The organism is Nostocoides japonicum T1-X7 (assembly GCF_001046855.1).
GTDB classification, from domain to species: domain Bacteria; phylum Actinomycetota; class Actinomycetes; order Actinomycetales; family Dermatophilaceae; genus Nostocoides; species Nostocoides japonicum.
In genome coordinates, this window is the sequence record NZ_HF570958.1 from 5,018,450 (window position 1) to 5,025,907 (window position 7,458).

Genomic DNA, 7,458 nt, shown 5'->3' on the forward strand with positions numbered 1-7,458 from the left:
TCCCGAGAGGCCCCAGCCGGTCGAGGCCTGGTGACCATCTGGCGGTCCTCAGATACCTCTACTCCTCCGGTGCCTCGGCGGGTGGAGGTATCTGGTCACTTCCGCACGGTCGCTTGATACCTCGACTCCCGAGACGCCTCCACGGGTGGAGGTATCTGATGACCATCTGGCGGTGCTCAGATACCTCGACTCCTCCGGTGCCTCGGCGGGTGGAGGTATCTGGTCACTTGCGCAAGGTCGCTTGATACCTCGACTCCCGAGAGGCCCCAGCCGGTCGAGGCCTGGTGACCATCTGGCGGTGCTCAGATACCTCGACCCCCGAGACGCCTCAGCGGGTGGAGGTATCTGATGACCATATGGCGGTGCTCAGATACCTCGATTCCGGAGACGCCTCGGCGGGTGGAGGTATCTGGCGACTTCCGCACGGTCGTTTGATACCTCGACTCCTCTGGTGCCTCACGGGTGGAGGTATCTAGTGACTTCCGCACGGTCGCTTGATACCTCGACTCCTCTGGTGCCTCGGCGGGTGGAGGTATCTGGTCACTTGCGCAAGGTCGCTTGATACCTCGACTCCCGAGACGCCTCCACGGGTGGAGGTATCTGGTGACCGGCCGTGCTCAGATGTCTCGGTACCCGGGGAGATCCCGACACGGGCCGTCAGGCGTCGGGACGCAGCACGGGCTTCAGGGCGTCGAGGACGGTCGCGTCCTCGATGGTTCCGGGGACGTTGGGTGTCCGGCCGTCGGCGATCTCGCGCATCGTCTTGCGGAGGATCTTGCCCGAGCGCGTCTTCGGCAGCCCCGAGACGACGTCGACCTGCTTGAGGGCGGCGACCGGCCCGACCTCGTCGCGCACCCGCTGGACGAGCTCCCGGGTGATCCGAGGTCCCTCCGCCTCCGCGTCGACACCGCCCTTGAGGACGACGAGTCCCCGCGGCACCTGGCCCTTGAAGTCGTCCGCCACCCCGATGACGGCGCACTCGGCGACGTCGGGATGGCCCGCGAGCGCCGCCTCGATGGAGCCGGTCGAGAGCCGGTGGCCGGCGACGTTGAGGACATCATCGGTCCGCCCGAGGACGAAGAGGTACCCGTCCTCGTCGATGAGCCCACCATCGCCGGTAAGGTAGTACCCCTCGTAGGCCGACAGATACCCCGACACGTACCGCTCGTCGTCGTTCCACAGTGTCGGCAGGGTCCCGGGCGGCATCGGCAGCTTGATGCAGATCGCCCCCTCCTCGCCCGCCGGGACGGGGTGGCCCGCCCCGTCGAGGACCTCGACGGCATACCCGGAGACGGGGACCGAGGGAGAGCCGGCCTTGATGGGCATCGGCTCGAGGCCGCGGAGGTTCGCGGCGATGGGCCAGCCGGTCTCGGTCTGCCACCAGTTGTCGACGACCGGCACCCCGAGCAGCGCGCTCGCCCACTCGTAGGTGTCCGGGTCGAGGCGCTCGCCGGCGAGGAAGAGCGTCCGCAGCCGGGACAGGTCGTATGCCGCGAGCAGGGTTCCGTCCGGATCCTCCCGTCTGATCGCGCGGTAGGCGGTCGGGGCCGTGAACATGGCCGAGCAGCCGTATTCCGCGAGGATCCGCCAGAAGGCGCTCGCGTCCGGCGTCCCGACGGGCTTGCCCTCATAGAGGACCGTCGTCGCCCCGGTGAGCAGGGGGGCGTAGACGATGTAGGAGTGGCCGACGACCCAGCCGACGTCGCTCGCCGTGAACCAGACGTCGCCGGGCCCGACGCCGAAGACGTTCCCCATCGACCAGCGGAGCGCGACGGCGTGGCCACCGTTGTCGCGGACGATGCCCTTGGGCCTCCCGGTCGTCCCCGACGTGTAGAGGATGTAGAGCGGGTCGGTCGCGGCGACGGTGACGCAGTCCGCCGGCTCCGCGTCGGCGACGAGCTCCGCCCAGTCCATCTCCTCCCAGTCCGTGTCGCGTTCGCCGATCGCCGCCGGGGCCTGGGGTCGCTGGAGGACGATGACCGACTCCGGCGTGTGACTGCTCCGGTCGAGGGCGCCGTCGAGCATCGGCTTGTACTCGACGACGCGCGCGGGCTCGATCCCGCAGCTCGCGGACAGGACGACCTTGGGCTTGGCGTCCTCGATGCGGGCGGCCAGCTCCGCCGGCGCGAACCCGCCGAAGACGACGGAGTGGACCGCGCCGAGCCGCGCGCAGGCGAGCATGCCGATGACCGCCTCGGGGACCATCGGCATGTAGATGACGACCCGGTCGCCCTTCTCGACGCCCAGACTCGCGAGCGCCCCGGCGAACCGGCTCACCTCGCCGAGCAGCTCCGCATACGAATAGGTCCGCGTCGTCCCGGTGACGGGCGAGTCGTAGATGAGCGCCGCCTGCTCGCCCCGGCCGTCGCGGACGTGCCGGTCGAGGGCGTTGAAGCAGGTGTTGAGGGTGCCGCCGGTGAACCATCGGTAGAACGGCGGGTTCGAGGCGTCGAGGACGGTCGGCGGCGGGGTGACCCAGTCGATGGCCGTCGCCGCCTCACCCCAGAAGGCGTCGGGGTCGTCCATGCTCTGCTCGTATGCCGTCCGGTAGGCGCCGTCGCTCATGTCACCCATCTTGGCCGCGTCACTCCGTCGGGCGACAGGGATGGTGTGGAAGATCGCCCTGCGTGTCCCGACGGAGCCGGGCTCCGTCGGAACACGCGGTCGTCACCCCAGGTCGGACTTGTGCCCCACCGAGACCGAACGAAGGCCGGGGAGTGACGTCGGGCGGGCCGGCCCGGAGCCATCGAAGGCCCGAGCCGACCTCGCCGACGAGGCATCGGCCGCTGGGGCCAGGCTGGGGTACGCCTCCATCGTGCCCGCGACGTCCATGATGACATCGACCGTCCCCGTCGTGTTCTGGATCCGGAAGGCGTTGTTGGCCGCGACCGAGGTGATCGTCATGTTCGAGACGATCTGGCCGGCGTAGGGGTTGAGGTTCGAGGTGTTGGGGCGCTGGGCGGACCAGTTGGGCCACAGCGTGAGAGCCGTCAGCGAGGTCGGCTTGATGGCCGTCGTGTTGGTGACCAATGCGAACGTGTCATAGTCGGCGACGGCGCTCGGGGCGTTGACGACCTTGGCCTGTGCGCCGCTGCGCATCGTCGTCGCGCCGAGCGACGAGCGCGTGTCCACGATACGAAGCGGGCTCGAGCGCGGCACATACCGCGAGGCATACCAGGTGTCCCCGTTGGGGATCTGGTTGTCGTCGTAGAAGCCGACGATGTCGACGATCACGTCGGTCGTGCCGCTCGAACGGTTGAGGACGCCGATCTCCGGGTACCCGTCCTCGTCGCGACCGGTCGGAACGATCTGCATGTTGGGCACGACACGGCTCTTCGTGTAGTTCAGGGACGAGGAGTTCGGCAGTCCGTCCTCGCTGCCGTCCCAGGCCGTGAAGTACCCGGAGGCCGTGGGGTTGACCGCGGTGATGTTGACGGCGAGTGCCGTGATGTGCGGATTGATGTCGGTGCCGTAGTCCACCGAGATCGGGTAGTAGTCATAGTTCCCGAGCTTGCCTCCCTTGATCGTCCGGGAGTCGATGAGCCGCTCCACGGCCGTCTCCTGGAAGGAGCCGTACGTGGTCCGCGTCGCCGTCGCGTCGTTGTAGTACCCCATGACATCGGCCACGACGTTCACCGACCCGCTGAAGTTGTAGAGCGAGACCTTGCCCCCGGTGCCGACGCGCACGGTCACGAGATTCGCGCCGATCCAGCCGCGGTTGAAGTTCACCGACGACGCGGTCGGCCGACTCGTCCCCGCCGGGTATGCCGTGAGGTAGCCGTTCGCCGTCGGTGAGACGGCGGTGAGGTTGAGCACGACCGCGCTGACGCCCGTCGTCGGAACGCCACCTCTGCCGGTCACCTGAAGACTGAGCGTCTTGCCCGAGCCGAGAGGGGACTTGGAGGCCCCTACGCCGCTCCGCGTGTCGAGGATGCGCTGAGGCGACAGGCTCGCGTAGGACCCCGCCGGCGACTCGTCGACGACCGACGGAGTCGCCCCTGCCGCTGCCGATGAAGCGCCCGCGACGGCGGCACCGCCACAGATCAGGCTGAATGCGACGGCCGCTCCGGCCGCGCGAAGACCACGATTGTTCACGAAGTTTCCCTCCCAGGACGTGCCCGACGCTGATGTTGGGCGCAAGAAATGTAAGCCATCGAGCCGAAGCCAGCGCGATGAATGGCCCCTTCTCGACGCTCGCTGTGAGGCATCTGACGGAGTCGAGCCCGTATCCGTAGAGCTCGGCGTCTCACCGTTGGGCTTCTGCATGCTCACCGGCCAAGCCCGATGGCTGGAGGCGTGTCCACCCTCGACCGACGAGATTTCGGGAGTGTCGACGACTCGGGTACCCTCCTGCGTTGGAGGATTCGCATAGTGGCCTAGTGCGCACGATTGGAAATCGTGTTGGGGATGAAACCCCTCGCGGGTTCAAATCCCGCATCCTCCGCCCCGAAGACAGGCCCCTGACCAGCGGGAACACGGTCAGGGGCCTGTGGATATCCTTCCCATGTCCTCGCCTGGCTGGGTGCGGACGTCACGGGCAACGCCCAACAGACGGCGCAACGCGCCAAGGTCCCCGGCGGCGCGCGCCGTGGCCTCGGAGAGCGCGGCATCGAACGCGGCAGGATCCGCCAGGAGTTCGTTGAGCGTGTCCGGGTCGGTATGCAGCGTGGCGTCGGAATCCTGGGGGCCGCCCGGCTCGACGACGGGCTCGGAGCCTGTCGTGCGGACGGTCCAGGTCCGCTCGCCGAGCTGCACCTCGAACACGCCAGCCGGCGGATCGGGATGCCTGAGAAGGCAGCCTCGCACGTACAGCAGCACCGAGGTCGCACTGAGCGCGGGACGACCATCGGGCACGGGCAGCCCGGATCCCCAGTCCCCGAGCGCATCCAGCACGGGGAGGAGCGCGTAACCATGGGCGGTGAGCTCGTAGACGGCCGATCCGGCCGGCGGTGGCAGGCGGCGTTGCCGCACGCCGCACTCACCGCGGCGCTGGACGGGATGCTCCGGCTGACCCGCTCGACAGGCCATCAGGCGGATACTCCATCCGGAAGGACGACATCGTGACCCAACTCTTCGCCCACCTCGGTATGCCGGTCGACGCATGATCATCGTCGCCGGCCACCTCATCGTCGATCCCGACCAACGGGATGCCTACCTCGCCGGCTGCGAGGAGGTCGTCAGGCAAGCCCGAGGCACCGAGGGCTGCCTCGACTTCTGCCTCTCACCCGACCTGATCGATCCCGGCCGGATCAACATCCTCGAGCGGTGGACGAGCCGCGAGCGAGTCGAGAGCTTCCGCGGCGACGGCCCCGATGCCGAGCAGCAGACCACGATCCGGGCAGCCTCGGTCGCCGAATACGACGTCGACGACTCGCGACGGCTCTAGCTCCCCGGTCGCCGAGCGGGACTCGATGCCGTGGCGGCGACCGTCGGACCCGCCCGTGGACCCGCCCGTCCCGGGACCGGCATACCGGGCAGGCAGGATGGGACACATGAGCAGACGCTGGGTCGCCGCGATCGTGGCCGTCGTCCTCGTCATCGCGGTCGGCGCGGGCGGGGGCTTCTGGTGGTGGCACCGGGAGCAGCAGAAGGACGACGCCGCACGGGCCGTCCTCACCGCGCTCGCGGCCGGCTGGGCGAAGAAGAGCCTCACCGACCCCGCCGTCCCCTTCCAGGACACCGCGGTCCGGGACACCTTCCGGCCGACGTTCGCGGGCATGGGCTCCGCACCGGTGACGGCGAAGGTCGACGGGTTCTCCCGCAGCGGGGACGCCGCGACCGCGACGATCGACGTGTCCTGGAAGGTGAGCGACGACCGGACCTGGACCTACCGCGCCCCCTTCGGCGCGGCATACGACGGGACGCACTGGGTCGTCACGACGCGCGGCACCGGGTCGCCGTGGGTGCCGGGCATCGCGGCGGAGGACACCGTGAGCCTGGACCGGGTCTGGGGCGCACGGGGCGACATCCTCGCCGACGACGGGACGGCGCTCATGCCGATGGGCGAGGTCTACCCCGTCCAGCTCGACCCGACGCGCGCGACGGCGGCGACGGCTCGTGCCCTGGAGAAGCTGACCGACCAGAAGGCCGGGTCCCTCGTCACCCAGCTCGCGAAGGCCAAGGCGGCCGGGTCGCAGGCGCCGATCCCCGTCATCACCTACCGCAAGGCCGACTTCGACAAGCGGCGCGACGCGCTCGACGCGCTCAAGGGCGTCATCTACCCCAAGACGGAGCAGCCGCTCGCGAGGACCCGGACGTTCGGACAGCCGCTCCTCGGGTCGTTCGGACCCGTCACCGCCGAGATGGTGGAGAAGGGCGACGGCCGGTATGCCGCGTCGGACCGGGCGGGGACGAGCGGCCTGCAGGGTCAGTACGACGCCGTGCTCGGCGGCACCCCGGGCATCCAGGTCACCTCGAGCACCGGCAAGGTCCTCTCCGAGGAGAAGCCCGTCGACGGCAAGGACATCAGGACCTCGCTGCGGCCCGCGGTGCAGGAGGCTGCCGAGAAGGCCCTTGCCTCGACCGGCAGCACCCCGTCGGCGCTCGTCGCCGTCGACGTCCGCAGCGGCCACGTCGTCGCCGTCGCGAACAACCCCGAGCTCGGCTTCGACCGCGCTCTGACCGGGCAGTACCCGCCCGGCTCGACGATGAAGGTCGCGACGACGTATGCCCTGCTCACGGGTCACAAGGCCACCCCGGCGACCCGCACGTCGTGCCCGAAGACCTACACGGTCGACGGTCGGGCCTTCCACAACTTCGAGGGCGAGTCCCTCGGCACGCCGACGCTGCAGCTCAACTTCGCGCACTCGTGCAACACCGCGTTCATCCAGCTCGGGGAGAAGCTCGACAACACGGCCCTGCGGACCGCGGCGAAGGCCCTCGGCCTCGGCGGTGACTGGGGCACGACCCTCGGGGTCGACGGGACGTATGCGGGCTCCGTGCCGGTCACCAAGGACGGCACCGACCACGCGGCCTCGGTCATCGGACAAGGACGCGTCCTCGCCTCCCCGGTCGCGATGGCCGTGCTCGCCGGGAGCGTCGCCCGCGGCTCGTTCATCTCACCCACGCTCGTCCAGAGCCCGTCGACGGGCGCGCCGGCGAAGGCCGTCGCCCTCAACGGGACCGCCACGGCGCAGATCCGCACGATGATGCGTCTCGTCGTGACGGAGGGCACCGGCACGGCGCTCAAGGGCGTTCCCGGCGGCGCGGTGCACGGCAAGACGGGGACGGCCGAGTACGGCACCGGCGCGACGCCGAAGAACCGGGTGTGGTTCATCGGCTACCAGGGCGGCCTCGCGTTCGCCGTCATGGTCGAGGACGGCTCGAGCGGGGGCACGGTCGCCGGGCCGGTCGCCGCGAAGTTCCTCACCGACCTCGCCGCGACGTCCTGAACTTGGGCCGGCTGGGGCGGCTGGGTGGTGCACAGGCCCCGATCGGGTGCCAGAACGCCAGACCTGA

The 7,458-nt window shown here is 69.6% G+C and carries 5 protein-coding genes and 1 tRNA gene; 3 read left to right on the forward strand and 3 right to left on the reverse strand.

What is annotated here, in order from left to right:
* Positions 1-657: 657 nt before the first annotated feature.
* On the reverse strand, positions 658-2,565 hold the full coding sequence (locus BN12_RS22645; protein ID WP_048556784.1) for a propionyl-CoA synthetase: 1,908 nt from the start codon (positions 2,563-2,565) through the stop codon (positions 658-660).
* A gap of 102 nt (positions 2,566-2,667) precedes the next feature.
* Positions 2,668-4,095: a hypothetical protein gene (locus BN12_RS22650; RefSeq protein WP_048555761.1), complete on the reverse strand. Its 1,428-nt coding sequence runs from the start codon at positions 4,093-4,095 to the stop codon at positions 2,668-2,670.
* A 262-nt stretch (positions 4,096-4,357) separates the two neighbouring features.
* Here BN12_RS22650 and BN12_RS22655 point away from each other — a divergent pair.
* Positions 4,358-4,444: transfer RNA gene (locus BN12_RS22655), tRNA-Ser, on the forward strand.
* Between the two features lie 35 nt (positions 4,445-4,479).
* On the opposite strand, the gene BN12_RS22660 is transcribed toward BN12_RS22655, so the two are convergent.
* A complete protein-coding gene (locus BN12_RS22660; protein WP_048555762.1) occupies positions 4,480-5,028 on the reverse strand; it encodes a hypothetical protein in 549 nt (182 codons plus the stop codon).
* A gap of 73 nt (positions 5,029-5,101) precedes the next feature.
* Between BN12_RS22660 and BN12_RS22665 the strand changes: the two genes are divergently transcribed.
* Complete coding sequence (locus BN12_RS22665) at positions 5,102-5,386, forward strand: putative quinol monooxygenase (protein WP_048555763.1); 285 nt, start codon at positions 5,102-5,104, stop codon at positions 5,384-5,386.
* Positions 5,387-5,492: 106 nt separating this feature from the next.
* Entirely contained in the window at positions 5,493-7,391 is a 1,899-nt protein-coding gene (locus BN12_RS22670) for a penicillin-binding transpeptidase domain-containing protein (RefSeq protein ID WP_048555764.1), read from the forward strand.
* Positions 7,392-7,458 lie beyond the last annotated feature (67 nt).

What these genes read in the sequence shown, in the direction of transcription:
- BN12_RS22645 (WP_048556784.1), bottom strand. Translation starts at nt 2,565, where the DNA reads ATGAGCGACGGCGCCTACCGGACGGCATACGAGCAGAGCATGGACGAC.
- BN12_RS22660 (WP_048555762.1), bottom strand. Translation starts at nt 5,028, where the DNA reads ATGGCCTGTCGAGCGGGTCAGCCGGAGCATCCCGTCCAGCGCCGCGGT.
- BN12_RS22665 (WP_048555763.1), top strand. Translation starts at nt 5,102, where the DNA reads ATGATCATCGTCGCCGGCCACCTCATCGTCGATCCCGACCAACGGGAT.
- BN12_RS22670 (WP_048555764.1), top strand. Translation starts at nt 5,493, where the DNA reads ATGAGCAGACGCTGGGTCGCCGCGATCGTGGCCGTCGTCCTCGTCATC.